Source organism: Rhodococcus sp. MTM3W5.2 (genome assembly GCF_001984015.1).
Classification (GTDB): Bacteria; Actinomycetota; Actinomycetes; order Mycobacteriales; family Mycobacteriaceae; genus Rhodococcus_G; species Rhodococcus_G oryzae.
On the sequence record NZ_CP019572.1, the window covers coordinates 2,841,798 to 2,867,471 of the forward strand.

General features: G+C 70.0%; 20 protein-coding genes, 2 pseudogenes and 1 riboswitch. Of the genes and pseudogenes, 9 read left to right on the top strand and 13 right to left on the bottom strand.

Annotation, left to right across the window (positions count from 1 at the left end; genetic code table 11):
- Positions 1-46: 46 nt before the first annotated feature.
- Genes cobJ through cobG form a run of 3 tightly spaced genes read right to left on the bottom strand, consistent with a single transcriptional unit; the run spans position 47 to position 3,360 of the window.
- Positions 47-1,564: a precorrin-3B C(17)-methyltransferase gene (gene cobJ / locus BTZ20_RS13125; RefSeq protein WP_411269071.1), complete on the bottom strand. Its 1,518-nt coding sequence runs from the start codon at positions 1,562-1,564 to the stop codon at positions 47-49.
- Complete coding sequence (locus tag BTZ20_RS13130) at positions 1,564-2,187, bottom strand: precorrin-8X methylmutase (protein WP_077041673.1); 624 nt, start codon at positions 2,185-2,187, stop codon at positions 1,564-1,566. Before BTZ20_RS13130 ends, cobJ begins: the two co-directional genes overlap by 1 nt.
- 18 nt (positions 2,188-2,205) lie before the next feature.
- On the bottom strand, positions 2,206-3,360 hold the full coding sequence (cobG, locus tag BTZ20_RS13135) for a precorrin-3B synthase (protein WP_077041674.1): 1,155 nt from the start codon (positions 3,358-3,360) through the stop codon (positions 2,206-2,208).
- A gap of 59 nt (positions 3,361-3,419) precedes the next feature.
- Positions 3,420-3,497, top strand: a riboswitch (cobalamin riboswitch).
- A gap of 57 nt (positions 3,498-3,554) precedes the next feature.
- On the opposite strand from cobG, the gene cobN reads away from it, so the two are divergent.
- Both cobN and BTZ20_RS13145 read left to right on the top strand, forming a co-directional pair.
- A complete protein-coding gene (gene cobN / locus BTZ20_RS13140; RefSeq protein ID WP_077041675.1) occupies positions 3,555-7,160 on the top strand; it encodes a cobaltochelatase subunit CobN in 3,606 nt (1,201 codons plus the stop codon).
- 29 nt (positions 7,161-7,189) lie between these two features.
- The gene (locus BTZ20_RS13145; protein ID WP_077043682.1) at positions 7,190-7,570 is read left to right on the top strand and encodes a PPOX class F420-dependent oxidoreductase; all 381 of its coding nucleotides are present in this window, start codon (positions 7,190-7,192) and stop codon (positions 7,568-7,570) included.
- Between the two features lie 75 nt (positions 7,571-7,645).
- Here BTZ20_RS13145 and BTZ20_RS13150 read toward each other — a convergent pair whose 3' ends face one another.
- The 8 genes and pseudogenes from BTZ20_RS13150 to BTZ20_RS13185 all read right to left on the bottom strand — a co-directional run bounded on the left by BTZ20_RS13150 (position 7,646) and on the right by BTZ20_RS13185 (position 15,673).
- On the bottom strand, positions 7,646-8,476 hold the full coding sequence (locus BTZ20_RS13150; RefSeq protein WP_145982292.1) for a hypothetical protein: 831 nt from the start codon (positions 8,474-8,476) through the stop codon (positions 7,646-7,648).
- Positions 8,477-8,647: 171 nt separating this feature from the next.
- Positions 8,648-9,547 carry a hypothetical protein gene (locus BTZ20_RS27250; protein WP_189636466.1) on the bottom strand — a complete coding sequence of 300 codons (900 nt, stop codon included), beginning with the start codon at positions 9,545-9,547 and terminating at the stop codon, positions 8,648-8,650.
- Between the two features lie 120 nt (positions 9,548-9,667).
- Entirely contained in the window at positions 9,668-10,054 is a 387-nt protein-coding gene (locus tag BTZ20_RS13160; protein WP_077041678.1) for an RNA-binding S4 domain-containing protein, read from the bottom strand.
- 24 nt (positions 10,055-10,078) lie between these two features.
- A pseudogene (locus tag BTZ20_RS13165) lies at positions 10,079-11,523 on the bottom strand (lipase maturation factor family protein).
- Positions 11,524-11,620: 97 nt separating this feature from the next.
- Entirely contained in the window at positions 11,621-11,995 is a 375-nt protein-coding gene (locus BTZ20_RS13170; RefSeq protein WP_077041679.1) for a YchJ family protein, read from the bottom strand.
- The gene (locus tag BTZ20_RS13175) at positions 11,995-13,359 is read right to left on the bottom strand and encodes a metallopeptidase TldD-related protein (RefSeq protein ID WP_077041680.1); all 1,365 of its coding nucleotides are present in this window, start codon (positions 13,357-13,359) and stop codon (positions 11,995-11,997) included. The genes BTZ20_RS13170 and BTZ20_RS13175 overlap by 1 nt, the downstream gene beginning before the upstream one ends.
- Entirely contained in the window at positions 13,359-14,888 is a 1,530-nt protein-coding gene (locus BTZ20_RS13180; protein ID WP_077041681.1) for a TldD/PmbA family protein, read from the bottom strand. The genes BTZ20_RS13175 and BTZ20_RS13180 overlap by 1 nt, the downstream gene beginning before the upstream one ends.
- Positions 14,889-14,902: 14 nt before the next feature.
- On the bottom strand, positions 14,903-15,673 hold the full coding sequence (locus BTZ20_RS13185; RefSeq protein WP_077041682.1) for a TSUP family transporter: 771 nt from the start codon (positions 15,671-15,673) through the stop codon (positions 14,903-14,905).
- 54 nt (positions 15,674-15,727) lie between these two features.
- Between BTZ20_RS13185 and BTZ20_RS13190 the strand changes: the two genes are divergently transcribed.
- Together BTZ20_RS13190 and BTZ20_RS13195 are read left to right on the top strand one after the other, a co-directional pair.
- Positions 15,728-16,885 (top strand): sensor histidine kinase, encoded by a 1,158-nt coding sequence (locus BTZ20_RS13190; RefSeq protein WP_077043683.1) that lies wholly within the window; start codon positions 15,728-15,730, stop codon positions 16,883-16,885.
- Positions 16,886-17,031: 146 nt separating this feature from the next.
- Positions 17,032-17,907, top strand: coding sequence for an SGNH/GDSL hydrolase family protein (locus tag BTZ20_RS13195; protein ID WP_077041683.1), 876 nt, complete (start codon positions 17,032-17,034; stop codon positions 17,905-17,907).
- Here BTZ20_RS13195 and BTZ20_RS13200 read toward each other — a convergent pair.
- Entirely contained in the window at positions 17,904-18,611 is a 708-nt protein-coding gene (locus BTZ20_RS13200; RefSeq protein WP_077041684.1) for a cutinase family protein, read from the bottom strand. The genes BTZ20_RS13195 and BTZ20_RS13200 overlap by 4 nt on opposite strands.
- A gap of 115 nt (positions 18,612-18,726) precedes the next feature.
- Here BTZ20_RS13200 and BTZ20_RS13205 point away from each other — a divergent pair, with 115 nt between their 5' ends.
- Complete coding sequence (locus BTZ20_RS13205; RefSeq protein ID WP_077041685.1) at positions 18,727-20,241, top strand: HNH endonuclease signature motif containing protein; 1,515 nt, start codon at positions 18,727-18,729, stop codon at positions 20,239-20,241.
- Between the two features lie 114 nt (positions 20,242-20,355).
- Positions 20,356-21,015, top strand: a complete 660-nt coding sequence (locus BTZ20_RS13210; RefSeq protein WP_077041686.1) for a response regulator — start codon at positions 20,356-20,358, stop codon at positions 21,013-21,015.
- A 12-nt stretch (positions 21,016-21,027) separates the two neighbouring features.
- On the opposite strand, the gene BTZ20_RS13215 is transcribed toward BTZ20_RS13210, so the two are convergent.
- Positions 21,028-21,711, bottom strand: coding sequence for a hypothetical protein (locus BTZ20_RS13215; RefSeq protein WP_223263328.1), 684 nt, complete (start codon positions 21,709-21,711; stop codon positions 21,028-21,030).
- Between the two features lie 171 nt (positions 21,712-21,882).
- On the opposite strand from BTZ20_RS13215, the gene BTZ20_RS13220 reads away from it, so the two are divergent.
- The 3 genes and pseudogenes from BTZ20_RS13220 to lnt all read left to right on the top strand — a co-directional run.
- Positions 21,883-22,461: an FxsA family protein gene (locus BTZ20_RS13220; protein ID WP_077041687.1), complete on the top strand. Its 579-nt coding sequence runs from the start codon at positions 21,883-21,885 to the stop codon at positions 22,459-22,461.
- Positions 22,462-22,466: 5 nt separating this feature from the next.
- Positions 22,467-24,047: an amidohydrolase gene (locus BTZ20_RS13225; protein ID WP_077041688.1), complete on the top strand. Its 1,581-nt coding sequence runs from the start codon at positions 22,467-22,469 to the stop codon at positions 24,045-24,047.
- A gap of 1 nt (position 24,048) precedes the next feature.
- A pseudogene (gene lnt, locus BTZ20_RS13230) lies at positions 24,049-25,637 on the top strand (apolipoprotein N-acyltransferase); the annotation flags it as partial.
- Positions 25,638-25,674 lie beyond the last annotated feature (37 nt).

Genomic DNA, 25,674 nt, shown 5'->3' on the forward strand with positions numbered 1-25,674 from the left:
TTCGTCTGGGATCTCCACCGCGTCAAGCGGGTTCAGCGCATGAACATCACGCCGGATAGCGGCGAGGCGTGAACACCATCGTGCCCTCGGCGCCGTCGACCACGGTGGTCAGCGAGGAGCCGATGATCAGCAGGCAGCGCATGTCGATCTCTGCGGGGTCGAGCTCACCGAGGGTGACGATCCGAACGCTCTCCTGCGGACCCGCGACGTCACGGCCGATGATGACCGGGGTCGCGGGATCGCGATGCTCGAGCAGCAGGTCCCGCATCGCGCCCACCTGCCAGGTGCGCGAGCGCGACGCCGGGTTGTAGACGGCGATCGCCATGTCCGCAGCGGCAACCGCGGAGATCCGCTTGGCGACGATGTCCCACGGCTTGAGCCGATCGGAGAGCGAGATCACCGCGTAGTCGTGACCGAGCGGGGCACCGGCTCGGCTCGCGACGGCGTTGGCCGCGGTCATGCCGGGCAGCACCCGGACCGGGACGCCGGACCACTGGTCGTCGGCGGCCATCTCGATCACCGCGGCGGCCATCGCGAACACGCCTGGGTCACCCGAGGACACCACTACCACCCGCGCGCCGCGCTTGGCCAGGTCCAACGCCATCGCCGCGCGCTCGGATTCGACCTTGTTGTCGCTCGCGTGCCGGTTCTGGCCGTCGATCACGGGCACCCGGTTGATGTAGGTGGTGTACCCGACGATGTCGGTCGCGCGAGCCAGCTCCGCGCGCACCTCGGGGGTGGTCCAGGCCTCGTCGCCTGGCCCGAGCCCGACGACGGTGACGTATCCCGTCGACGGCGCAATCGACGCCGTCCGGTCCGCGGAGGCAAGGTTGTTGGACGGACTCGGCACCAGCGCGATCGAGAAGTACGGCACCTGTGACTCGTCCACCTCGGCGGCCGCGATCACCCGCTGTTTGGGGGTGCTGGCCCGCTCGACGTAGCTCGCCTCGGCGAGTCGGCCGGAATCGGTGAGCGCCTGCCGCACGGCAGGAAAGGTGCGGCCGAGCTTGAGGATCGCGGCCGAATCGGTCTCCCGCAACCTCCTGGTCAGCTCCTCGACGGGAAGGGTTCCAGGCAGCACGGTGAGGATCTCGTCGCGCTCGACGAGGGGAGTACCGAGCGCCGCGGAGGCCGCGCTGATCGAGGTGACGCCCGGGATCACCTCCGCCTCGAACCGATCCTGCAACCGCTTGTGCATGTGCATGTACGAGCTGTAGAAGAGCGGGTCGCCCGCCGCAAGCAGCGCCACCGTCCGGCCCGACTCGAGATGCTTCGCCAGCCGGTCCGCGGCCGCCGCATAGAACTCGTCGATCGCGCCCTGGTAGCCACCCGGGTGATCGACCGTCTCGGTGGTCACCGGGTAGACCAGGTGTTCCTCGATCTGCCCGTCTCGCATGTAGGGCTGCGCGACGGCGCGCGAGATGCTGCGGCCGTGCCTGGCGCTGTGGAACGCGATGACGTCAGCCTCGGCGATGATCCGGGCCGCCTTCACCGTCACCAGCTCCGGATCGCCAGGGCCGAGCCCGATGCCCCAGAGCTTGCCGGGGGTGACGTGATCCATCATCACTCCACCTCGCTGGCGATGGCGTTGAGCGCGGCCGCGGTGATCGCGCTGCCGCCGCGGCGGCCGCGGACGACCAGGTACTCGGAGCCGCCGCGGGCGATCAGCTCGTCCTTGGACTCGGCGGCGCCGATGAACCCCACCGGTCCGCCCACGATCGCGGCCGGGCGCGGTGCGCCCTGATCGATCATGTCGAGCAGGTGGAACAGCGCGGTCGGGGCGTTGCCGATCGCGACAACCGCGCCGTCCAGCTTGTCGCCCCACAGCTCGAGCGCAGCGGCGGATCGGGTGTTGCCCAGCTGCTCGGCGATCACGGGGACACGGGGATCGGCCAGGGCGCACAGCACCTCGTTGTCGGCGGGCAGCCGCTTGCGGGTCACCCCCGCGGCAACCATGGTCGCGTCGCACAGGATCGGTGCGCCTGCCCGCAGCGCGGCACGGGCGGATTCGACGACGCCGGGGGTGAACGCGATGTCGTCGACCAGGTCGACCTGTCCCGACGCGTGGATCATCCGCACCACCACCTGCGATACGTCCGCCGGGAACCGGCCCAGGTCAGCCTCGGCCCTGATGGTGGCGAAGGACTGACGGTAGATCTCGGCGCCGTCGCGGATGTAGTCGGTCATGCGCCACACGATATGGGGTCAGCGCGGCCGTCGGTCCACCCGGTAGCCGTCGCCGGTGGCCACCACGTCGGCTACCTCCCCGCGGGGCCTGCCGCATTTGCGGTCGCAGCCCACCCAGTGCTGCCTGCCCTCCACCGGCAGCTCCCCTGCCGCCACCGCCGCACCGAGGTCGCCGCGGACGTCGGCAAGGGACTTGGCGCATCCGGGGCTTCCCGTGCAGGCACTGACCTGCAGCCAGGGCGAGGCGGCGTCGAAGATCAGACCCATCGGCGCGAGCACCCGCACGACCTGCTCCGCGGTCCATTCGTCGAGGTCGCACAGCAGCACCGATCGCCAGGGCGTCACGACAAGGGGCTTACCGACGGCGGCCAGGAACTCCGCGGTGCGCGCGGGGATCGCGCCGAGCGCGAGACCGGCGGCCAGGGTGACGCCGCCGTCGCCGTGATCGAGCCAGCCGATCGGTCCTGCCCCGTCGCCTGCCAGGTCGACGGGCTCCGCCGTGGCCCGCATGCCGAGGCCGGCGAGGATCCGCTCGGGACCGCCGTCGATCTCGTGCAGCCGCCACTGCTCCCCTCGGATCTCCAGCAGGTGCCGGGCGGCCTCGAGCAACGCCGCCACCCCGTCGACCGCGGGGATCCGGGCGCCGGAGTCGCGGCCGGCCAGGACCAGGGTCACCTCGTCGGCGCCGACGGCGTGCAGACCGAGGTCCGCGGACAGCGCCGAGACGTCGCCACGGCCGTCGTCGAGGGAGAACATCACCCGACCCGGCAGCTGCGCCAGCGCCGGGTCGGCGCACAGGCCGCGATCGAGATCGCGCACCCAGTCGCGCACGTCGACCAGTCCACCGATCCGCCCGGACAGGGGACTGGCGAGGATGTTGCGCACCCGTTCGTGGGTGGCCGAGGGCAGCAGGCCGATCTCGGCCAGCCGCTCGGCGAAGCGGTCGGGGTCGGTGACCGCGCGCAGCTGCACATTGCCGCGCGAGGTGAGCTCCAGCTCGCCGGCCGCGAGTTCGCGGGACGCCTCGGCCAGCGCCTGGAGCTGACCGGGTTCGAGGAACCCGCCGGGCAGCCGCACCCTGGCCAGCGCGCCGTCCGCCGCCTGGTGCACCTGGAGGGCTCCTGGGCAGGCGTCGGGGCGGGAACGGTCGGGGGTGTTCGGTTCAGCGGACATCGTCTCCAAGGCTACGTCCCGGCACCGGTAGCATCAGCGGCGCTTGCGGCAGCTCGAGAGGAAACCGGTGGGAATCCGGTGCGGTCGCGCCACTGTCACCCGACCGCCCGCTGCCCGCGGGCATCGGGGAGCCAGACCCTCCGCCGCTGCCGTTCCGAACCGATGGGGCGCGAAAACCCCGAGGAGGCCTCACCGTGATCCTGCTGCTGTCGACGTCCGACACCGACCTGCTCAGCGCCCGCGCCAGCGGCGCGGAGTACCGCTGGGCGAACCCGTCCCGGCTCCTGGTGGACGACCTGCCCGGTCTGCTCGAGGGGGTCGAGCTGGTGGTCGTGCGCATCCTCGGTGGCCGCCGCGCCTGGGAGGACGGGCTCGACGCCGTCCTCGCCGCAGGCCTGCCGACGGTGGTGCTGGGCGGCGAGCTCGCCCCCGATGCCGAGCTGATGGAGCACTCGACGGTGCCGGGCGGCGTGTCCGCCGAGGCGCATTCGTACCTGGCCGAGGGCGGCCCCGAGAACCTGCTCCAGTTGCACCACTTCCTCACCGACACCGTGCTGCTCACCGGGTACGGATTCGAGCCGCCGGTGCACACCCCCACCTGGGGTCACCTGGAGCGGGGCGCGGTCACGGAGATCGACGGCCCCACCATCGCGGTGCTCTACTACCGGGCCCAGCACCTGGCAGGCAACACCGAGTACGTCGAGGCGCTGTGCCGCGCGATCGAGGCCACCGGCGCCAACGCGCTGCCCATCTTCTGCGCCTCGCTGCGCACGGCCGAGCCGGAGCTGCTGAAGACGCTCGGCACGGTCGACGCGATGGTCGTGACCGTCCTCGCGGCGGGCGGCACGAAGCCCGCGGGCGCATCGGCGGGTGAGGACGACGAGGCATGGGATGTCACCGAACTGGCCGCGCTCGATGTGCCCATCCTGCAGGGCCTGTGCCTGACCAGCAGCCGCGAGGCCTGGGAGTCCAATGACGACGGCCTATCGCCGATGGACGTGGCGACCCAGGTCGCGGTGCCCGAGTTCGACGGCCGGCTGATCACGGTTCCGTTCTCGTTCAAGGAGATCGACGCCGACGGACTCACCGCGTACGTGCCCGACCCCGAGCGGGCGGCCCGGGTCGCGGGCATCGCGGTGCGGCACGCCCGGCTGCGGCACATCCCCCTCGCGGAGAAGCGGATCGCGCTGATGCTCTCCGCCTATCCCACCAAGCACGCCCGCATCGGCAACGCCGTCGGCCTGGACACCCCGGCCAGCGCGATCGCGCTGCTCACCGAGATGCGTGCTGCCGGATACGACCTCGGGCCGCTCGACGGAGACGACGCGCTGCCCGGTCTGGCGGCAGGCGACGGCGATGCCCTGATCCATGCGCTCATCGCGGCGGGTGGTCAAGACCCGGACTGGCTGACGGCGGAGCAGCTCGAGGGCAACCCGATCCGCATCTCCGCGGCGCGGTATCGGCAGTGGTTCGCCACACTGCCGCAGGACCTGCGCGAGGGCGTCGAAAAGCACTGGGGCGCCGCGCCCGGCGAGCTGTACGTGGACCGGTCCGCGGACCCCGACGGCGAGATCGTCATCGCCGCGATGCCGGTCGGCAACGTGGTCCTGATGGTGCAGCCGCCCCGCGGCTTCGGCGAGAACCCCGTTGCCATCTATCACGATCCGGATCTGCCGCCGAGCCACCACTACCTCGCCGCCTACCGTTGGCTGGCCGCCCGTCAGGACGAGGGCGGCTTCGGCGCGGACGCGGTGGTGCACCTGGGCAAGCACGGGAACCTGGAGTGGCTGCCCGGCAAGACGCTCGGCATGTCCGCGTCCTGCGGCACCGACGCCGCACTCGGCGAGCTGCCGCTGATCTACCCGTTCCTGGTGAACGATCCGGGCGAGGGCACCCAGGCCAAGCGCCGCGCCCACGCGACCCTTGTCGACCACCTGATCCCACCGATGGCCCGCGCCGAGAGCTACGGCGACATCTCGCGCCTCGAGCAGCTGCTCGACGAGCACTCCAACATCTCGGCGCTCGACCCGGCGAAGCTGCCCGCGATCCGCCAGCAGATCTGGACGCTGATGCGCGCGGCGAAGATGGACCACGACCTGGGCCTCGCGGAGCGCCCGGATGAGGACGTCTTCGACGACATGCTGCTGCACGTCGACGGCTGGTTGTGCGAGATCAAGGACGTGCAGATCCGCGACGGGTTGCACATCCTCGGCAAGGCACCCGAGGGCGACGCGGAGGTCGAGCTGGTGCTCGCGATCCTGCGGGCCCGGCAGATGTGGGGCGGCGAACGGACCGTCCCCGGCCTGCGCGAGGCACTGGGGCTCAGCGAGGACGGCGACGAGGTCCGTACTCGGGTCGACGCGATCGAGGAGATCGCGCACCGGCTTGTCGCGGACCTGCAGGCCGCGGACTGGGACCCGGCCGCCGCGGCACGGATCGGCGCCGACCACGGCGAACAGGTGGTGGCCGTACTGGAGTTCGCGGCGGCGGAGGTGGTGCCTCGGCTGCGGCAGACCGCAGGCGAAATCGCCCAGGTGCTGCGCGCGCTCGACGGCCGGTTCATCGCCGCCGGGCCCAGCGGGTCGCCGCTGCGCGGTCTGGTCAACGTGCTGCCCACCGGCCGCAACTTCTACTCGGTGGACCCGAAGGCAGTGCCGTCGCGGCTGGCCTGGGAGACCGGTCAGGCGATGGCCGAGTCGCTGCTGGCCCGCTACCTGGCCGATCACGGCGAGTACCCGCGCTCCGTCGGGCTGTCCGTCTGGGGCACCTCCGCGATGCGCACCTCCGGCGACGACATCGCGGAAGTCTTTGCCCTGCTGGGTGTCCGGCCGGTGTGGGACGAGGCGTCGCGCCGCGTCACCAGCCTGGAGGTCATCTCGCTGGAGGAGCTGGGCAGGCCCCGCGTTGACGTGACCGTCCGGATCAGCGGATTCTTCCGGGACGCCTTCCCGCACGTGCTGGCGCTGCTCGACGACGCGGTCCGGATGGTCGCGGCCGTGGACGAACCCGCCGAGAGCAACTACATCCGCGCCCATGCGCAGGCGGACCTGGCCGAGCACGGTGACGACCGCCGGGCCACCACCCGCATCTTCGGATCCAAGCCGGGCACCTACGGCGCGGGACTGCTGCAGCTGATCGACTCGAAGAGCTGGCGCAACGACGCCGACCTCGCCGAGGTGTACACGACCTGGGGCGGCTACGCCTACGGCCGAGGCCTCGACGGCGCGCCCGCCTCCGAGGACATGCGCACCGCCTACCGGCGAATCGCGGTGGCAGCCAAGAACACCGACACCCGCGAGCACGACATCGCCGACTCCGACGACTACTTCCAGTACCACGGCGGCATGGTCGCCACCGTCCGCGCGCTGACCGGGAAGTCGCCGGAGGCCTACATCGGCGACAGCACCCGCCCCGAGGCGGTCCGTACCCGCACGCTGTCGGAAGAGACCGCCCGGGTGTTCCGCGCGCGGGTGGTCAACCCGCGCTGGCTCGAGGCGATGCGCAGGCACGGCTACAAGGGCGCTTTCGAGATGGCCGCGACCGTCGACTACCTGTTCGGGTACGACGCCACGACCAACGTCGTCGCGGACTGGATGTACGAGAAGCTCGCCGAGACCTACGTGCTGGACGAGCAGAATCGCAAGTTCATGACCGAGTCCAATCCCTGGGCCCTGCACGGGATCGCGGAGCGGCTGCTCGAGGCCGCCGAGCGCGACATGTGGGAGCAGCCGGAGCAGCAGACGCTGGACGGGCTGCGACAGGTCTACCTCGAGACCGAAGGTGAGCTCGAGGGGGAGTAGTCGGGCCGGTTGCCCCTAGGCTGATGCGCATGAGCCCCACGCTGAGCGAGATCGGTGCCGCCAAATACGTCCTGCTGACCACCTTCCGCAAGGACGGCTCGGCGGTCCCGACCCCGCTGTGGGCGGCGCTCGACGGCGACCGCCTGCTGCTGTGGACGGTCACCGACTCCTGGAAGGTCAAGCGGATCCGTCGCAACCCTCGGGTGACGGTCGCGGCCTGCGACGTGCGCGGCAATCAGAAGGGTGACGCGATCGAGGCGACCGCGGTTGTGCTCGACGATGCCGGGACGGTGCACGCCCGCGAGGTCATCACCCGCAAGTACGGGATCCTCGGCTGGATCACGGTCAAGGGCAGTCTGCTGCGCCGCGGTAAGACCGGCACGATCGGCCTGGCCGTCACCACACCCTGACAGCTGGTCGATGCAGAACGAGGCCCGCACCGGCGGATTCGCCGGTGCGGGCCTCGTCGACTACTTGGTGACCTGTCAGCTGCCGAAGGACGAGCTCAGCTGGCTGAGATCGGGGAGACCCGGGATCGGGATGATCGGGTTCAGCGAGTTGAACTGGATGAGCACCTTGGCCTTGTCGCCGGACGCCGCGAGCCGCTTCGTGCCGTCCTTGGGGACCAGGTACGAACCGCCGCCGCCTGCACCGAAGGCCGCGCCGCCGCCGCCGCCGTAGTAGCCGGAGCCGCCGTCGCCGCCGCCGTTGACACCCGCGCCGCCGTCACCGAGCACGCCGGAGGCGCCGGACGGAGACCCGCTGCCGCCCGCACCGCCCGCGTTCGCGGTGCCGGCCTTGCCGCCCGCGGCGCCCGACCCGGACTCGCCCGCGTTGGCGCCGGGGACCCCGAGGCTGCCCGCTCCGCCGCCGGGCGCGACGAGGGTCCGCGACTTGAGGCCCTTCTCCCGGTCCTGCTTCAGCGATTCGGTGGCCGTTCCGGAGAAGCCGCCGCCGTTGCCGCCGCCCTCGCCGACCAGGACGTACAGGTTCGTGCCACCGGTGACGGGGACGTCCGCGGTCACGACGCCGCCCAGTCCGCCGGTGCCGACTCCGTTCTGCCCCGCCTCGCCGATGGCGGTCACCTTCACCGAGGTCACCCCCGCAGGGATGGGGAGGACGTGCTCGCCGTCGACCTTGAATGCACAGTTGACGATGATGCCTGCCTGCGTGCATCCCACGACCACGTCAGCGGCGGCCACACTTGCCCCGCCGGTCACCCCGGCCACGACGGCAGCCGTCATGCCCACTGTTGCGGCCAGTCCCACGGTGCGCCGCATCCGTGTCGAGCCCGCCTCCCACACACGCGCTTGCATCAAACAACCTCGCAGAGTTCTCTATTTGTCCGGGGCGATTGCGACCGGCGCTGGAAGCATGCCACGTTCCTGACGTCGATACAGGCGCATTGGCACACTGAACTGGACGATGGTTCCACTCGGCGCCTCCGAACCGGCCGATCCGGGTGGATCGGCCGATCCGGTGTCGAGCTAGGACGCGGGCCCGGAGCTACCCGCGCTCCCGGATCCGTCCGAACTTCCCGCGCTGCCGGAACCCCCGGAGCTCCCCGCGCTCCCGGATCCCTCGGAACTGCCCGCGCTCCCGGAACCGCTGCCGGTACCCAGTACGTACGAAGAGTCGAAATCGATGACGACCGTCGGAACGGATCCGGCAGGAGCGAGTCCGGTGCTGCCGCCTGCCGGGACCAGGAACGAGCCACCACCACCGCCAACGCCGCCACCACCGCCGAAGTACCCGCCGCCGCCACCCGAACCCAGGAGCCCTCCCGAACCCCCGGCACCGAGCGTGCCGGCGGCACCGCCGAGGCCGGCCGCGCCGCCCGCGGTGTCAGATCCGGCCTGGCCGCCGCCTGCGCCCGGCGCGGACGCCCCGGCGTTACCGCCTGCGCCTGCCCCGCCGCCACCGCCGCCAGGCGCGACGAGCAGGCGCGAGTTCATCCCGGCGTTCCAGTTGCCCTCTGCCGATTGCGTTGCCACTGCGGCGAATCCGCCACCCGAGTTCAGGCCGGACCCGCCGCCGGCGCCCACCATGATGATCAGCCGCTGTCCCGGCGTCACCGGGAGGTCGGAGGTGACGGTTCCGCCACGTCCACCCTGCACACCGCGACCGCTCCCGCCCGTTGCGGTGACCGAGACCGAGGTGATGCCGGCGGGGACGTCGAGGTAGTACTCGGCGGAGCCGAAGCTGTAGTAGGAGCAAGTGGTGTGCCCCGGCTCCGTCGAGCACCCGAGCGTCAGGCCCGGTTGCGCCGAAGCGCCGCCTGCACCGATCAGGCCCGTCGACGCGCACGCCGCGGAAAGCCCCACTGCTGCGGCAACCTTCGCCACACGGTGCCCCCACACCGAACCCTGCCGAACCCGACCCATCATCGATTGCTCCTCCGAGATCACGCCGATTCGGTGGCGGTCGCCACCGGCGGGGGAAGCATGGCACGAGATTTCGCGCCGCATACCGAGAATGGGTGAGATGATTCCGCGGGCGCCTGAAAGTCAGTCGTCGTTGAAGCCGCGCAGCCTATTCAGCTCGCGCCGTTCATGTTTCGTGGGTCGCCCGGATCCGCGATCCCGACGGGGCAGGGCGATCAGTTCCTCGCGCGGCGGAGGAGGAGGTGTCCTGTCGATCACGCACAGCCCGGCCTCTGCGGCCCCGACCCGCTTGCGGATGAGCCTGGCCACCACGACTATCCGTTCGGTGCCCGCGACGCGCACCCGCACCTCGTCGTCCATCTGGACCGGCTGCGCGGGTTTGGCAGACACCCCGTTCACACGCACGTGGCCTGCCCGGCACGCGGCAGCCGCCGCGGCGCGGGTCTTGAACAGGCGCACCGACCACGCCCAGCTGTCCACCCGTACGCTGGTGGTCTCCCCGCTCGACATGCCGTCCAGGGTACCGAGGGCCGTTCAGCCCCGGTTCGCTCCGTCGCCCGCCAGCCGGATGGCCGGCAGATAATCCGACACCGGGGTCCGGTGCCACCACACACCGCTCTCGCGGCGCTCCTGCCGGGTGCTGAACCGGTAGCGAAACAGGCGCGCTCGCACGAAGGTGGGCGGCGACTGCGCAAACGGATTGCGCCGGAGCAGCGCCAGGGTCGCCGCGTCGTTCTGGAGCAGCTTCTCGGCGAACGCGACGAACCACCCCTTGCGTAACCCGGCGAGATCGCGGCGAACCACATCAGCCAGTCGAGGCGCAGGTGGTAGGGAGCGAACTGGCGGGGCCGCCGCCTGATGTCGCCCGGCTTGCCCTTGAACTCGTACTCCTGCCACACCGCGTCGGGGGTGACGTGCGGCGCCTCGGTGCCCTCCATGATCACCTCGTACCGGATCCTGGTGACGTGGCCGAACGCGCCGTAGGTGTTGACCAGGTGCCAGGGATCGAACGAGGCATTCATCAGCTGGCTGTGCGAGGCCAGGTTGCGCGCCGGCCGGTAGCTGAGCACCAGGACCAGCGCGGCCGCCGCGATCACCACGACCACGAACGCAGGCGGGGTGGTCCCGGACTCGGTGGGCGGGCCGATCGGCAGGACCGGGCCGAGCACGCTGTCCGGCAGCACCGACACCGCCAGTACCAGCGCTAGCCAGTTCAGCCACGCGAAGTTTCCGCTGACCACCAGCCACAGCTGCGTCACGATCATCACCCCCGCCGCGATCGCGGCGACCGGTTGCGGAGCGAACAGGCCGAAGGGCATCACCAGCTGCGCCAGGTGATTGCCCGCGACCTCCGCCCGGTGGAGCGGCCGGGGGAGTCGGTGGAAATACCAGCTCAGCGGTCCCGGCATCGGCTGCGTCTCGTGGTGGTAGTACAGGCAGGTCAGATCCCGCCAGCAGGAGTCCCCGCGGATCTTGATCATCCCGGCACCGAATTCGAGCCGGAACAGCAACCACCGCAGCAACAGCAGGATGACCAACGGTGGCGCGGTGTCGGCGTTGCCGAGGAAAACGGCCAGGAAACCGACCTCGAGCAGCAGCGACTCCCAGCCGAATCCGTACCAGACCTGGCCGACGTTGACGATCGACAGGTACAGCAGCCACATCGCGAACCACACCAACATGTGCGTGGCCAGCGGAAGCCGGGCGGTGACACCCAGGACGGTGAGGGCCGCCAGACCGGCCCCGGTCCACGCCACGGCGGCGAAGAACCGATCGGAGTAGTACAGGTGGAACAGGCTAGGTGACCGCCGGAACGACGCCGTCGCCAGGTAGTCGGGGACAGGGAGCATCCCGTTGCTGCCGATCAGGGCCCGGAACTGGTTGGCTGCCACGAGAAACGCGGTCAGGTAGATGGCGGCGAGGCCTTCCGTGAAGAGCAGCCGCCCGAGCCAGTATCCGTCCGAGTTGAACCAGTCCACCGTCGCCGCCTGAGGCGATCGCGGGGGATTCCCGCCTGTGCCGGACGTTACTCCTCGACGGACCCGATGGCGCGGGTGCGAATCCCGCGGCGAGGAGTCAGTCGAGGGCGTCCAGGTACAGCCAGCGCCCGTCCTCGCGCACGAACCGACTGTGCTCTCGTAGCGAGTCCCGCTGCCCGGAGTGCACGAAGTGTGCCTCGAACTCGACCGTGCCCTCGTTTTCCAGCAGCCCGCCGCCCGTGTGACCGAGGATGTCGAGCCGGGTCCAGCGCTGATCGGGGTCGAGGGTCAGCCGCGCAGGACGGGTACTCGGGTGCCAGGTCCGCAGAAGGTAGTCGGCGTCGCCGACCGCGAACGCGCTGTACCTGGACCGCATCAGCTGCTCGGCGGTCGGTGCCTCCGCGGCACCGGAATGGAACCGCCCGCAGCATCGCTCGTAGGTCTCACCACTCAGGCAGGGACAGCGGGTCATCACTGTGCCTGGCTCACGGACGACATGTGGAAGTCGGGGATCCGCAGCGGCGGCATCGCGGTGCGCGTGAACCAGTCCTTCCACTCGCGCGGGAGGGTGCTCTCGGTGGCCCCGACCTCTGAGACCCGCCGCAGCAGGTCGAGCGGGCTCTCGTTGAAGCGGAAATTGTTGACGGCGCCGGTGACCGCCCCGTCCTCGACCAGGTACACCCCATCCCTGGTGAGGCCCGTGAGCAGCAGCGTGGCCGGGTCCACCTCGCGGATGTACCAGAGCGTGGTCAGCAGCAGCCCGCGCTCGGTCCTGGCGACCATCTCGTCGATGGTCGCCGCACCCCCGCCGGTGAGCAGCAGGTTGTCGCCGGGCACGGCCACGGCAGTCCCGAACTCCTGTGCCGCATGGCGGGGGTAGGCGAGCGCGTTGACGGTACCGTCACGAACCCAGTCGACCCGATCGACATCCATGCCGTTGTCGAAGAGGGAGAGGGAGTCGCTTGACGTCGTCGTCGCCACGAAAGGTGCGTACTCGAGGCCGGGCGCACGGGGGTCCGAGCGCAGGGTGAGGGGGAAGTCGCTGAGCCGCTCACCGACCCGGGTTCCGCCCGCCTTCGACAGCGCGGTGTGTCCCTCCTCCGCGCCGCGGCCCTCCATCGTCCACATCAGGTAGATCATCAGGTCGGCCACCGCGGAGGGAGGCAGCAAGGTCTCGTAGCGACCCGCGGGCAGCTCGACCGTGCGCTTGGCCCAGTCCAGCCTGGTGGTCAGCTGGGCCAGCAGGCTCGGCACCGACACGTCCGCGAAGTCGGCGGTGCCCGCGCCGACCCACGCGCTGGCGTCACCGCGCTTGCCGTTGATCTCCACCGAGCCGGTCGGCTGGGTGAAACGCCTGCGCACCCCACTGGAGGTGCCCAGCCAGGTGGTGTGGAGTTGATGGTGCGCGAACCCGTACAGCACGTCGGCCCCGTCGAACCCGTCGGCGAGATCACCCGCCAGTCGGCCGAACACGTCGATTCCTGTCGACGCCGCGGCCACGGACCAGTCCTGGTCGGGAACGCCTGCATCCGGCACGAGGTCCATCGCGTCCTCGGCGGGCGGGGCGGTCCGCGCCGCCTCCTCGCTCGCCCGCACGACGTCCGGGATCTGCTGCGGGTCAACCGTGCTGGAGCTCACCGTCCCCACGTGCGTACCGTCGGCGTCGCGGACGATCGAGATGACGGTCCAGTTCCGAGAGGTCGACACGCCGTTCGTGGTCATCGAATTGCCTGCCCAGCGCAGCGATGCCTCGCTGGCATCGGTGACCAACACCATCGATTCGTCCACCGTGCGGAGCGCGAGGGCCCGCTCGATCACGTCCTGCGCCTGGATCATCATCGACCACCCTCCGCCTGCGTGTTGAGCACGTTCACACCGCGGAACAGCGCGGAGGGACAACCGTGGCTGACCGCAGCCACCTGGCCCGGCTGGGCCTTCCCGCAGTTGAACGCGCCACCCAGCTGCCAGGTGGAGGTACCGCCGACAGCCTCCATCGAACCCCAGAAGTCGGTCGTGGTGGCCTGGTACGCCACATCCCGGAGCTGCCCGTCGAGAACGCCGTTCCTGATCCGGAAGAACCGCTGACCGGTGAACTGGAAGTTGTACCGCTGCATGTCTATCGACCAGCTTTTGTCGCCGACCACATAGATCCCGTCCTCGACCCGGCTGATGAGATCCTCGGTGGAGGTGTCGCGCTCGGGATCCGGCTGCAATGACACGTTCGCCATCCGCTGGATCGGGACGTGGTGGGGCGAGTCCGCATAGGAGCATCCGTTGGAACGGTCCAGGCCGAGGCGCGGGGCGAACACCCGGTCGAGCTGATAGCCGACGAGGGTGCCGCCGCGCACCAGATCCCAGCGCTGCGAACCCACGCCGTCGTCGTCGTACCCGATGCTGGCCAGCCCGTGCTCCTCGGTGCGGTCGGCGGTCACGTGCATGATCTCGGTCCCGTATCGCAGCGTGCCGAGCTGGTCCGGGGTCGCGAACGAGGTACCCGCGTAGGCCGCCTCATAGCCGATCGCGCGGTCGTACTCGGTTGCGTGGCCGATGGATTCGTGAATGGTCAGCCACAGGTTGGTCGGGTCGATGACCAGGTCCGTCGGGCCCGCCGTCACCGACGGCGCCTTGGCCTTCTCGGCAAGCCATTCCGGGATTCGTGCGAGTTCCGTTGCCCAGTCCCAGGAACCCCGGCCGACCCCGGCGCCCAGATACTCCCACCCACGCCCGACCGGGGGCGCGAGGGTCCGCATGGTCTCGAAGCTGCCCGCCGACTGATCGACGGCGGTCGCCTCCAACTGCGGATGCAGACGGACCCGCTGCTGGGTGATGGTCGACCCGGCCAGGTCCGCGTAGAAGGTCTGTTCCTTGACCTGCATCACGCTCGCCGTGACGTGGTCCACGCCGTCGGCGGAGGACAGCCGCGCCGAGTAGTCGCCGAGCAGCTCGATCTTCTCGGCCGTCGGGACCTCGAACGGGTCGACCTCGTAGCCGGAAACCCAGACCGCATCCGGGTATACGGGCTCCGGGGCCAACTCCACCCGTTCCCGGTTCAACGCCCGCAGCGCCCTTGCCACCTCGACCGCCTGCGCCGCGGTGCGGGCCGCGGCATCGGGGGTCAGCTCCGCGTGCGAGGCGAATCCCCAGGTCCCGTCGACCACCACTCGCACCGCAACGCCGAGTTCCGCGCCGTCGACCGCGGACTGCACGGCGCCGTCCCGTAGTCGTATCGATTGGGTCAGCAACCGGTGCACCCGCAGATCCGCGTGGGTGGCGCCCGCGGCCCGGGCGGCGGACAGCGCGGCGTCCGCAAGGGCGCGCAGCGGCAGGGCGAGGAAGTCGGGGTCGACGTCGCGGGTGGCGGTCACGGGTCACACGCTACCTAGTGGGCGAACTGCTGCCAGCCCAGCCGGATGACCATCACCACGACCACCACCAGGAGCACGATCCGAATGAAGCCCGCACCCTTGGCAAGTGCCATCCTGGCGCCGAGCACCGCGCCGAGCACGTTGCACGCCGCCATGGCGAGTCCCAGGGTCCACCACACGTTCCCGGTGGCCGCGAAGAAGATGAGGGCGCCGAGGTTGGAGCCGAGGTTGATCACCTTGGCCATCGCGGCGCTGCGCACGAACTCCGTTCCCAGCATCACGGCGAAGGTGACGATCAGGAAGGTGCCGGTGCCAGGGCCGAGGAGTCCGTCGTAGAACCCGATCACGCCGCCCGCGACCAGCACCGTCGTCCACACCCGCACCGGACTGGGCTGGTGATGGACGAGCGTCGTGCCCAATGTCGGTCGCATCGTGACGAACACCGCGATCGCAACCAGCAACACCATGACGATCGGGATGAACAGCGCCTTGTCGATCAGCGAGACGGCAGCCGCCCCGAGCCCGGCGAACACCGCGGCCAGCACGGCGGCCGGGATCATCAGTCGCCACTGCATGGCGACCTTTCGACTGAAGGTGAACACCGCGGCGGCGGTGCCGTTGATGGCCGTCAGCTTGTTCGTCGCCAATGCCATCTGCGGGCTCAGCTGCGGCATGGTGATCAGGATCGCCGGGAGCAGGATCAGGCCGCCCCCGCCGACCACCGCATCGACCCAGCCGGCCGCGGTGGCCGCCACCATCAACACACCCCAGTCGAACCACGCCATGCGTCAGACCCAATCACAGGACCGGCCGCGGCCCGCAACTCCTAGGCTGTGATCATGCGGAGGTTCAGCCTGTGGCTGCGGGGCAAGCCGTTCGTCGCCGACTCGATGCTCGCGACGATCCTGTTCGTGCTCGAGGGCCTGTCGGCACCGAACAGCCAGGCCCCATGGCTGTTCGTGCTGCTCGGCCTGGCGCTGTGCATACCGATCGCCTTCCGGCGTCGCCATCCCGTGCTTGCCGCGGCCGCCCTCCTCGGTTTCTCGATCCTGACCACCGTCATCAGCAGCTGGATCGGCGACGAGGCGGTCTCGCATGTGGCCCAGCTCGGATTGGCCGTGATGCTCTACACGCTCGTCGCCTACGTCGGCAGGAGGCCCGCGGCTCTCTATCTCGTCGGGCTCGCCGTCGACTCGGCACTGGCGATCCGGCTCCTGCACCTGGACTTCTGGACGACCGCGGCATTCGTCTCGCTGTTCTATGCGCTGTCCTGGATCACGGCGGAGTTCCTCGGTGCGCGACGGCTGTACGACGAGGAGGTCGCGGCGCGACTGGCCGTCGCCGAGTACGACCGCGACCGGCGGGCCGAGGAGGCGGTCGCGGGGGAGCGCACTCGCATCGCGCGCGAACTGCACGACGTGGTCGCACACGCGGTGAGCGTCATGGTGGTGCAGGCGGACGGCGCCTCGTATGCCATGCGGCGCAACCCGGACGGCGCCGAGCGAGCACTGGGCAACATCGCGAGCACCGGCAGGCAGGCGCTCGCCGAGCTGCGTCGCACTGTCGCACTGCTGCGCACCGAACAAACCCCCGCCGAGATGCCACAGCACGGGACGGCGGGAGTGGCGAAGGTCGTCGACATGATGCGCGACGCGGGGCTGCGCGTCGAGCTCGAGATGACGGGGGAACTCGACGACATCAGGCCCGCGCTCAGCCTCGGCATCCACCGCGTCGTGCAGGAGTCACTGACGAATGTGCTCCGGCACGCGGGTAGTTCGCCGCGGGCACGGGTCCGGGTGCGCAGGCGCGAGGAGGACGTGCTGGTGGAGATCACGGACAACGGCAGGGGGTCGAGTCAGTTCACCCAGGGCTCGGGGAACGGACTGGTGGGGATGCGGGAACGGGTGGCCGTCCTCCAGGGCAACCTCGAGACCGGACGGGAGCCGGACGGGAGTTGGCGGGTGCGGGCGGAATTGCCTCTGCACCCGGAGGATTAGGCGCTCGGGCTGCGTGGACCGCGCGGCGAGCGGGGGGTTGCCATTCACCTGAACGTGCGTCTACGTTACTCAGCGGTACCGAGACCTGGATCACTTCCGTCGCCAAGAGTGGGGTGGCCCTACCGAGACGACTGAGGGGATCCGACATGTCCGTGACAACCGGAGCTAGGCGTTGGCTGCTGGCGGCGAGCGCTCTCGCCGTCGCTGTGGGTTTCGCATCGCCCGCGGCCGCGGCCCCGTCGCAGCCACTCGAGTACGTGAACCTCGGCGACAGCTTCAGCGCCGGATCCGGGGTGTCCCCGATGGCTCCGACTCAGATCTCACAGTGCTGGCAGTCCGAGCAGAACTTCTCCCACCTCGTCGCGCAGCAGCTGGGCTACCGGCTCACCGACGTCAGCTGCGGCGGGGCGAAGACGGAGGACTTCTACGCGCCGCAGTACGCCGGGACCCGCGCCCAGTTCGATGCGCTGACACCGACGACCGAGCTGGTCACGTTGATGATCGGCGGCAACAACAACAGCACCTTCGCGGGGGCGATGGCGTCATGCATCGGCGCCATGGTCTCCACTCCGGGTGCGCAGGCGCCCTGCCGAGCGCAGTACGGGACGAGCCTCGCAGACCCGATCGAGGCCAAGACGTACCCCGCATTGGTCAAGGCCCTCAGGGACATCCACGAGAGGTCCCCGCGCGCCCAGGTCATCATCGCCGGGTACCCGTGGCTGGTGCCCGCCACCGGTAGCTGCTTCCCGCAGCTGCCCCTCGCGCCCGGCGACGTGCAGTACCTTCGCGAGCTCCAGGCCTCGCTCAACGATGCGGTGCGGCGGGCGGCACAGGAGACGGACACCACCTTCGTGGACATGTCGCAGGTGTCGGAGGGGCGCGACGGCTGCCAACCCGTCGGCCAGCGCTGGATCGAGCCGATGCTGAACGCAACGCAGCCGGTCCCGGTGCACCCGAATGCCGACGGCGAACGGGCGCTCGCGACCGAGATGATGAAGGCGATCGGCGGGCAGACCGGCTAGAGGCGACCGGCGGCGAACTGTGCGGCCTCGATGGTCGTCCCGTTCACGGGATACAACGCATGCAAGACGTTGGGGCGACCAAGAGGGGAACCGTCGCAGATGTTGTCGCCGGGAGCACACAGATCGATTGTCTTGGGAGCGAATAGCGGCCCGACAACGATCGGCGGATTGCCCGCGTCGCGCATGAATCGATCCGAGGGCTTTCCGAAAAGGGCGACGGCGGCGACGTGGCCGGCAACATCTGGCGACAACGGGCTGGGTAGGGCGGGCTCAGCAGAAGATCCGGCGGGATCTCCGGTTGCGGTGACAAAACCGGCAACGGCCGCGCCCTGTGAATAGCCCCCGACCACAATCCGGGTGTTGGGGCAGCTTGCCGCCATGAACTGAATCCGAGAATGCATGTCCCACATCCCTGCGACGAAGGTGCGGAAGAACGCTTGTCGGTCCTCAAAATTGCCGCTGGCGCGATAATTGACGGCGTACACCCCGATCGATCGCGCACCCGCGAACAAGCGTAGCGATTCGACGAATGAGAGCCCCGTGGTGCCGACGCCATCCTCTTGGCCGGTACCCCGGGCGAACACCACCTCGACGTCAGGGCATGGCTGGGCGGACGCGGGCTGAGGTTCGAAGGATACGCAGAGCAGCACCGCAGACATCGCCATCGCGGCGCCGAGGAATCGAGCGATCGTGCGCGTTCCCATCGGTCAACATTACATTCAGGGACGCCACAACGACATGCTTCATCAAGGCACTCGGCGACCTCGACCGCCCCGTTCGTACTGGGAGCTTGTCGGACCCCCGCGATAGCATTAGAACATGAGTTCGAATGATGGCATCGGGGTCTCGGGACAGGTGCAGGGCCACCTGTCCGCACTGACCGCCGCCATCGACGGGCTCACCGAATGCGATCTGACGCGACTACAGGACGGCGAGCTGACCTCGGTCATGCAGCGGGTCGAAAAGTCCCTTCGCCGGGCGGACGCGGTGGGGCACCGGCTGATCGTGGAGACGGCCGAACGCTCACTCCCGAGCGAACTGGGCCACAAGTCCGTCAACAAGCTGCTCATCGCCGTGCTGCGAATCTCCGCGGCCGACGCCTCCGCGCGGGTCACCGCGGCAAAATCGCTGGGCACCTGGCATGCGCTGTCCGGTCAACCGCTACCCGCGGACCTGCCCGAAACCGCTGCCGCGCAACGCGACGGCGACATCGGCGCGGACCACGCCCGCGCGATACGCGAGGTCATCCGCAAGATCCCCCACGCCGTCAGCAGTTCCGACGTCGCGACGGCGGAGGAGATCCTGGCGGAACTGGCGCGCTCGGCAACACCAGAGGACGTCGAGAAGGCCGGACACAACCTGCTCGCGCACCTGAACCCCGACGGCAACCTCACAGACGAGAAGGACCGCACACGCCTGCGCGGGATCCGGTTGGGTCGCCAAGACCAGAATTTGATGACCCCGATCTCCGGACACCTCGACCCCGAAACCCGCGCGCTACTCGACCCGATCCTCGCTAAATGGGCGCGACCGGGCATGAACAACCCCGACGACCCCGAATCACCCACCGGCGCCGCCGAACACCCAAACGTCGACCACGACGCCCTCGCCGCGGCCGCGGGCCGCGACACCCGCACCGCCGCACAACGCAACCACGACGCATTCAAGGAAGCACTACGCGCCCTCCTCGGTTCCGGCATCCCCGGGTCGCACCGCGGCCTTCCCGTGACGGCGATCATCACCATGACCCTCGACCAACTCGAACACGCCACCGGCGTCGCCACGACCGCGTCCGGCGGGACCCTCCCCATTCGAGACGCTTTGAAAATGGCCGAACGCTCGCACCCGGTACTCGTGCTCTTCGACCACAACGGCAGACCGCTACATCTCGGACGATCGAAACGCCTCGCCACCGCCGACCAACGTCTCGCGTTGATTGCCGCCGACGGCGGCTGCACCCGGCCGGGCTGCGACGCCCCCGCCACGATGACCGCCGTTCACCACATCCACGACTGGTCCAAGAGCGGCTCCACCGACATCGGCGTCCTGACGCTCGGATGCGACGGCTGCCACGCACTGATCCACGACGGACCCGGCGGCTGGCAAACCCGCACCGCGCCAGAGGGCACCGAATACGCCGGGCGCACCCAATGGATCCCTCCGCCGCACATCGATCCCGAGCAGAAACCCCGCATCAACCACCGCCACCACCCGAAAGAGCTCCTCGACCGAGCCCGACGAAAAGCCAACGCTCGCAAAGATGCCGGCGCGCTCACAAGGCGTCAGCAACCGCAGCCGCCGGCAGGACGCGACGGAGCGGACGAGATCCCGTAGGCGCCGTCCGCATGACTGATCTCGGACCACGGCGACACCGGACACACAGGCCGGACCCCGGCCGAACGATTTACCGTGCAACCCGTCGCGGCCGCTCAAGGATAGGGTGGCGCCATGCCCATCACCGTGCTGCTCGTCGACGATCAAGAGCTGATGCGCATGGGGCTCAAGATGGTGCTCGAGGCACACGAGGACATCGTGGTGCTGGGGGAGGCGGGGGACGGTGCCGCCGCGGTCAACGCCACGCGGGACCTCGAACCCGACGTGGTGCTCATGGACGTGCGGATGCCGATCGTCGACGGCGTGGCGGCCACCACGCAGATCGTCGAATCCGGCTGCTCCAGCAAGGTATTGGTGATGACGACCTTCGACCTCGACGAGCACGCCCTCGGCGCGCTGCGGGCGGGGGCGAGCGGATTCCTGCTCAAGGACACCCCGCCCGAGGACCTGGTCTCGGCGATCAGGAGCGTCGCGGCGGGCGACGCGGTGGTCTCACCCAAGGTGACCCGGCGACTGCTGTCGCGGTTCATCGGCGACGACCCGGCCCCGACACGGACGCCCGAGATCCTCGACGACCTGACCGAACGCGAACTCGAGGTGCTCCGTCATCTGGCGACCGGGCTGTCGAACGCGGAGATCGCGCAGCAGCTCTACCTCTCCGAGGCGACCATCAAGACCCACGTTGGCAAGATCCTCACCAAGCTCGGCCTCCGCGACCGCGTGCAGGCGGTCGTGCTGGCCTACGAGACCGGGCTGGTCACGCCCGGCTCGTAGGGCGACACCGGACTAGGCGGTGAAGCTGCCCACCGTCGGTAGCGCGAAGCAGGTCTTGCCCGACTGGTAGGTGACGTCGCCGTAGAGCGCCGCGAACACGGTCCCGGCGCCAGTCGCCACGGTCTTCGACATCGTCGGCACCCCGAGCAGGACGTCGTTGAGCGGCTCGATGCCGCCCTTGAAGGTGTCGGCATTGAACCAGACCACGTTGAGTCCGGACTGCTTCGGGAAGTCGACATGGGCGGGCAACGCCTGGAATCGCAACTGACCGCGCTCGATGAAGGGCGGCAGGGGGAAGTTGGGTCCGGCCTGCGCGGAAGCGACCGTGACGGTCACCGGACTCTCGCCGACCCCGCAGCCGAGAGTCGGTGCGGGATACATGAAGTCCTGCGGCGTGGTCACGCCGAACTCGGGGAGACCGAGGGGGCCGAGCGCCACCGCGCCCAGAATGTTCTGGAGCACCGCCAGCGCCTCGGGCGACTGCATGCCCGACTGGGCAAGGAGGGCTGCGGGCGCCGAGCCGGGCGGCTCCGCGGCCGTGGGGGACGCACCCGCTTGCCCGGTCACGGCGAGGGCAAGGGCCGCGGCGGAGACCACGGCGACGGACATCGTGCGAAGGATCAGGGGGAGACGCATGTTGCTCCTCGACTGGTGCTCGAACAGGGCGATCATGAACCCGACCGATGTGAACTGCATCACGCCCAATGTCTAAATGTCAACTAGAGGGTTTGGGTTGACCTCAACTAGAGGTTTGCGTCCAGGTCAGCTGGAGGGTTCTGGTTTACGGCGGAAACCCGGGAGAATTTCGGGGCCTCCGCACGTTGTCCGGACAGAGGACCCGACAGGGGACCGAGGAAAGGCAGGCCGATGATCCCGGCGTTGTTCGTGCTCTACGTCGTCATCGAGGTGGCTGCGGTGATCTGGGTGGGCAGCACCATCGGTGTGCTGTGGACGATTGCGCTGTTCCTGCTCGGCTGGGCGATCGGCCTCGTCCTGGTCCGTTCGCAGGGCCGCAAGGTGATCGAGGGATTCCGTCGTGCCGGCCGCGGCACCGGTTCCGCGGGCGGAGCCGTCGCCGACGGGGCAGTGGTCGCTGCGGGCACCGTCCTGCTGGTGATCCCTGGCCTCGTCACCACCGCGCTCGGGCTGCTCCTGCTAATCCCACCGACTCGCCGGGTGCTCCGGCCGCTCGTGTTGATCCTCGGGGGTCGTCGACTCGGCATGGTGACCGCGGCGGGCGGGGTCGGCGCCGACGTGTACGCGCGCACCCGTCGCCGCACGGTGGTGGACGGCGTCATCGTCGAGGACACCATCGTGGAGGACGTCACATACGGGGCCGAGACCGCCGGTTCGCCCGCGGGCACCGCCGAACCGCTCGCGATCGAGGGAGAGATCATCCTTCCGGATCCCGGTGACACGGCGGCGGGTCCACGGCGGGCAGACTGAACCCCGTGGGTACCCAATTGTTGGTCGGCGGTCGCATCTACAGCCCCGCCGCACCTGATGCGACATCGATGGCCGTGACCGATGGCACCGTGGTGTGGGTCGGCGAGGACCGTCCAGGACGCGCGCTCCATCCCGACGCCGAGATCATCGAGCTCGACGGCGCCTTCGTGACGCCTGCGTTCGTGGACACCCACGTCCACGTGACGGCCCTCGGACTGATGTTGACCGGCCTCGACCTGACCGGCGCCCGATCACGGCGCGAGTGCCTCGACCTGGTTCGCCGCTATGCCGAGGAACAGGACGATGCGGTGATCTGGGGGCACGGCTGGGACGAGACCACCTGGACCGAGGACCCCGGCGCCCCGACGACCACCGAACTCGACGCCGCCGCGCCGGGCCGGATGGTCTACCTGGCCCGGATCGATGTTCATTCCGCCGCCGCCTCGTCGCTGCTACGGCGGGCGGGCGGCGTCGACGAGGCCGAGGCCCCGGTCACCGCCGACGATCACCACCGGGTCCGCGGGGCCGCCAGGGAGCTTCTCACCGCGGCACAGCGCGCGCGGGCCAGGACCGCGGCGCTCGACAGCGCCGCCGCCAACGGGATCGTCGCGGTCCACGAATGTGCGGGCCCCGACATCTCCGGTCGCGAAGACCTGCGCGAACTGCTCGCACACCCGCACGGGGTCGAGGTGCGCGCCTACTGGGGACAGCCGGTCCAGACCGCGGCGGAAGCGAAGGCGCTCCTCGCCGAGACGGGGGCGGCCGGCCTCGGCGGTGACCTCTTCGTCGACGGCGCGATCGGTTCCCGTACGGCCTGGTTGCACGAGCCGTACGCCGACCGCCCCCAGACGGGCAATGCCTACCTCGACGTGGACACGATCGCGGCGCACCTGCGGGCCTGCACCGAGGCCCGCATCCAGGCCGGCTTCCACGTCATCGGCGATGCCTCCGTCGCGGCCGTGGTCGAGGCATTCGAGCGGGTGGCAGGCGAACTCGGCGGGCCCGCTGTCGCGGCGTGTGGTCACCGTCTCGAGCACGTCGAGATGATCACGGCCGCGCAGGCGGCGACCCTCGGCGGACTCGGTGTGGTCGCCAGCGTCCAGCCGGTCTTCGACGCACTCTGGGGCGGCGACAACGGTCTCTATGCCCAGGCCCTCGGGCGGGACCGCGCGGCGACCCTCAACCCGTTCGCCCCGATGGCGGCGGCTGGGGTGTCGCTGGCCTTCGGATCCGACGCACCGGTCACCCCCGTCGACCCGTGGGCGATGCTCAGGGCCGCGGTCAACCACCGCACCGAGGGCAGCGGGGTCTCGCCCCGCGCGGCCTTCTCCGCCGCCACCCGCGGGGCATGGAGGGCCGGTGGCGTCCGCGACGGGCTCGCCGGCACGCTGGTCCCCGGTGCGCCTGCCTCCTACGCCGTCTGGGAGGCCGGTGAGCTGGTGGTCACCGCGGCCAAGGATTCCGTCCAGCGGTGGTCGACCGATCCACGGTCCCGCGTGCCCGCGTTGCCGCACCTCGATCCCGAGTCCCCGAACCCGGTGTGCCTGCGGACCGTTCACCGCGGGGAGACCATCTATGAGCGTTGAGGTGACCGCCTCGACCCAGACCCGCTCTCGCAAGCCCCGATCGTCGACCCTTCGCGACTGCGTCCTGGCGTTCGGATCCGGTGCGCTGCTGTTCGCGAGCTTCCCGCCACGACCGCTGTGGTTCCTCGCCCCGTTCGCCGTGGCGCTGCTCGTCCTGGTGCTGACTCGATTCGGTGCGGGAGATCGGGCAGGGACGGCCCAGGACCGGCCGCCACTGCGCCTGCGAGGCGCATTCGGGTACGGATTCCTCGCCGGCCTCGGATTCCTGCTGCCACTGCTGCCCTGGGTGGGGGAGTACGTGGGTCCGGCGCCCTGGCTGGCCCTCGCCGCCGCGGAGGCCGTGTTCTTCGGGCTGTTCGGCGTCCTCGCCGTCATCCTCGCCAGACTGCCGCTGGCGCCGCTGTGGATCGCGTGCGCGTGGACGCTGACGGAATGGCTGCGCTCGAGCGTCCCGTTCGGGGCTTCCCGTGGGGACGGCTGGCGTTCGGACAATCCGACGGGTGGCTGCTGTCGCTCGCCGCGATCGGTGGCGCCCCGTTGCTCGGGTTCGCGGTCGCGCTGACCGGCACCGGGATCGCCGCGCTCTCGGTGGCGATCGCCCGCCGTCGCCCGACCAGCGACCTCCTCGCCGCCGGGGCGTTCGCGCTCGCCATGCCGGTCCTCGCCGCCGCGCTGTGGCCCGCCGTTCCCGGCATGGAGTCGGTGGACGGCGCGGCGGGGGATCGGAAGATCGTCGTGGCCGCGATCCAGGGCAGCGTGCCCCGACTCGGGCTCGAGTTCAACGCCCAGCGCCGCGCGGTCCTCGACAATCACGTCCGGGAGACCCTCGCACTGGCCGAGGACGTGCGGGCGGGCACTCAGCCGCAGCCCGACCTGGTGATCTGGCCGGAGAACGCCTCGGACATCGATCCGTTCCGCAACGCCGACGCGGCCGCCGCGATCGAGGCGGCCTCGCGTGCCGTCGACGCTCCGATCCTCGTCGGCGCCGTCCTGGTGAACGGCGACCGGACCACGACGAACTCGGTGATCGTCTGGGACGGCGACAACGGGCCACAGGACCGCCACGACAAGAAGATCATCCAGCCGTTCGGCGAGTACCTGCCCTACCGCGACTTCTTCCGCCACTTCTCCTCGTATGCCGACCAGGCGGGCAACTTCGTTCCCGGCAACGGCGACGGGGTCGTGACGGCCGCCGGGATCCCGGTCGGCGTGGCGACCTGCTACGAGGTGGCGTTCGACCGAGCGCTCAGCCAGTCGGTCCGGGCAGGCGCCCAGTTGATCGCGGTACCCACCAACAACGCGACCTTCGGGGATACCGAGATGACCTACCAGCAGCTCGCGATGTCTCGGGTGAGGGCGGTCGAACATGGTCGGGTCGTTGTGGTGGCGGCCACGTCGGGCGTCAGCGCGATCGTCGCCCCCGACGGGTCCGTACAGGAATCTTCGTCACTTTTCGTGCCTGCGACGCTTGTCGCGGAGGTTCCACTTCGCGCCTCCACTACGCTGGCTACTCGACTCGGCCCGATTCCGGAGATCGTTCTCTGTGTCGGCGCCACATTGGCCCTCGCCGTCGCACTCGTGCGGCGGCGTCGGTCGGCCGCACCGATCAACTGACGGCGGCGGACGC

Excerpts from the sequence above, each read along its gene's own strand:
- cobJ (WP_411269071.1), bottom strand. The coding sequence starts at position 1,564 with ATGATGGATCACGTCACCCCCGGCAAGCTCTGGGGCATCGGGCTCGGC.
- BTZ20_RS13130 (WP_077041673.1), bottom strand. The coding sequence starts at position 2,187 with ATGACCGACTACATCCGCGACGGCGCCGAGATCTACCGTCAGTCCTTC.
- cobG (WP_077041674.1), bottom strand. The coding sequence starts at position 3,360 with ATGTCCGCTGAACCGAACACCCCCGACCGTTCCCGCCCCGACGCCTGC.
- BTZ20_RS13145 (WP_077043682.1), top strand. The coding sequence starts at position 7,190 with ATGAGCCCCACGCTGAGCGAGATCGGTGCCGCCAAATACGTCCTGCTG.
- BTZ20_RS13150 (WP_145982292.1), bottom strand. The coding sequence starts at position 8,476 with ATGCAAGCGCGTGTGTGGGAGGCGGGCTCGACACGGATGCGGCGCACC.
- BTZ20_RS27250 (WP_189636466.1), bottom strand. The coding sequence starts at position 9,547 with ATGATGGGTCGGGTTCGGCAGGGTTCGGTGTGGGGGCACCGTGTGGCG.
- BTZ20_RS13160 (WP_077041678.1), bottom strand. The coding sequence starts at position 10,054 with ATGTCGAGCGGGGAGACCACCAGCGTACGGGTGGACAGCTGGGCGTGG.
- BTZ20_RS13170 (WP_077041679.1), bottom strand. The coding sequence starts at position 11,995 with ATGACCCGCTGTCCCTGCCTGAGTGGTGAGACCTACGAGCGATGCTGC.
- BTZ20_RS13175 (WP_077041680.1), bottom strand. The coding sequence starts at position 13,359 with ATGATCCAGGCGCAGGACGTGATCGAGCGGGCCCTCGCGCTCCGCACG.
- BTZ20_RS13185 (WP_077041682.1), bottom strand. The coding sequence starts at position 15,673 with ATGGCGTGGTTCGACTGGGGTGTGTTGATGGTGGCGGCCACCGCGGCC.
- BTZ20_RS13190 (WP_077043683.1), top strand. The coding sequence starts at position 15,728 with ATGCGGAGGTTCAGCCTGTGGCTGCGGGGCAAGCCGTTCGTCGCCGAC.
- BTZ20_RS13195 (WP_077041683.1), top strand. The coding sequence starts at position 17,032 with ATGTCCGTGACAACCGGAGCTAGGCGTTGGCTGCTGGCGGCGAGCGCT.
- BTZ20_RS13200 (WP_077041684.1), bottom strand. The coding sequence starts at position 18,611 with ATGGGAACGCGCACGATCGCTCGATTCCTCGGCGCCGCGATGGCGATG.
- BTZ20_RS13205 (WP_077041685.1), top strand. The coding sequence starts at position 18,727 with ATGAGTTCGAATGATGGCATCGGGGTCTCGGGACAGGTGCAGGGCCAC.
- BTZ20_RS13210 (WP_077041686.1), top strand. The coding sequence starts at position 20,356 with ATGCCCATCACCGTGCTGCTCGTCGACGATCAAGAGCTGATGCGCATG.
- BTZ20_RS13215 (WP_223263328.1), bottom strand. The coding sequence starts at position 21,711 with ATGCAGTTCACATCGGTCGGGTTCATGATCGCCCTGTTCGAGCACCAG.
- BTZ20_RS13220 (WP_077041687.1), top strand. The coding sequence starts at position 21,883 with ATGATCCCGGCGTTGTTCGTGCTCTACGTCGTCATCGAGGTGGCTGCG.